We start from the raw sequence: 1,611 nt of genomic DNA on the forward strand, positions 1-1,611 counted from the left end.
CCCGATCAAGTGCCGATGCTGCTGCGCCTTGCCGCACAGGGCGAAGAAGATCCTGTGCGACGCACGCTCATGTTCGTGCGCGCGGGTGCCTGGGACAAGGCGCAGCAGAGCCTGGCCGAGGCGACGCCCGATATGCTGGTCCGCGATGAAAGCGCCCAGGTGATTCGCCTCGTCGAGCAGTTTCCCGCCGATATACAGGCCAACTCGCCCTGGCTGGCCCATGCCCGGGGGCTGTGTGCCTGGACGCACTATCGATACAGTGCGGCGCGATCGGCGATGGAGCAGGCTGCCACCGGCTTCGACGCGCTTGGGCGGCACGATGACGCACAGCGCGCGCGGGCGATGCAGGCACTGGCCATGTTCTTCTGCGGCCACATTGCGGAGGCTCGGCGCCTGAGCGAGACGATCCGCTCCCAGCCCATGGACCACGAAGCCGAGGTCCTCAGCGAACTGTTCAACTTCTGGTACGAGGCCCATTACGGCCCGGTCGAAGGTCCCGGCCGCCGCTTGGCCAAGGTGGTCGACCTGGTACGGGGGAACAGTGCGGAGCTGTGGTTTCGCTGCATGCCCCGGCTCATCATGTTCGCCAGCCGCCCCGGCGTGTGCGCTCAAATTCAGCGGCTGGTCCACGGCGCCAGGGCCGCCACGGGCGACGGGCACTGGTCCCTGCAGGCCAATACGAACCTGACGGAAGCCTGGGCGTTTTTTTGGCAGGGCAGGATCGCCGAAGTGGAGGCCGAGCTCCAGAGGATCGAAGAAGACTCCAACTGGCTCGGCCAGCCGGCGGGTTTGCGCATTCGCCTGCTGACGCTGAAGGTCAGTTACCAGGTGATCTGCGACGACAGGGATGCCGTGCGGGCGACTTGCGACGCCATCGTTGCGCATGTGTCCTTCCTCGACCACTCCAGCGATATGCCTCTGGCAATCCTCATCGTCGTCATCGCGGCCTCTGCCGCCATCGGGGACTGGCCGGCCGTGCGCACGCACCTGCAGGGATTCCATGCCGTGGCCGGCCGTGAAAACCCCAGCATGCAGATGTTCCTGCGCGCCTTCAAGGCGCAATTGGCCTTGCAGGAACGGGACATCGACGAGGCGCTGATGACGCTGCGTGAGTTGGCAACCATATCGACCCAGTTCGACACTTACCATCTCGACGCCACGGTTCGCACACAGCTTGCTCTCGCCGAGCTCGCCGGTGGTTCGCCAACGGCAGCCTGGCAAGCGCTGGAGCCGCTGATCGAACATGTCGTTTCCAGCGGCAATGTCGGACAAGTGCTGCTGATGGGCGTGCAGGTCCTGAGCAGACTGTCGCTCGCCGCATGGGGGGATGCGGCATCCACCGAAGGGCTGGCGGTGTTGCGCCAATGGGTCGAGACTGCGCGCCGGCTCAAGGCTGGAACGCACGAGCGGCCCCCGGTGCCGGCCACCAATGACGCCGGCCTCAGTGCACGGGAACTCGAAGTCCTCGCGTTGCTGGCCGACGGCCAAAGCAACAAGCTGATCGCCCGCGCCTTGCACCTGAGCCCGCACACCGTCAAGCGCCATGTCGCGCGCATCCTCGACCGGCTCGACCTGGCCTCGCGCATGCAAGCGGCAAACTGGTACCGCGTG

1 protein-coding gene is annotated in these 1,611 nt (G+C 66.0%); it reads left to right on the top strand.

Translation table 11 applies throughout. The annotated features are described in order from the left end of the window. Window positions 1-15 precede the first annotated feature (15 nt). The coding region (locus tag J2739_RS27835) for a helix-turn-helix transcriptional regulator (protein ID WP_309907772.1) at window positions 16-1,611 on the top strand (1,596 nt) is incomplete at its 3' end.

Origin of the sequence: Variovorax soli, from assembly GCF_031454625.1 — a bacterium.
GTDB classification, from domain to species: Bacteria; Pseudomonadota; Gammaproteobacteria; order Burkholderiales; family Burkholderiaceae_C; genus Variovorax; species Variovorax soli_A.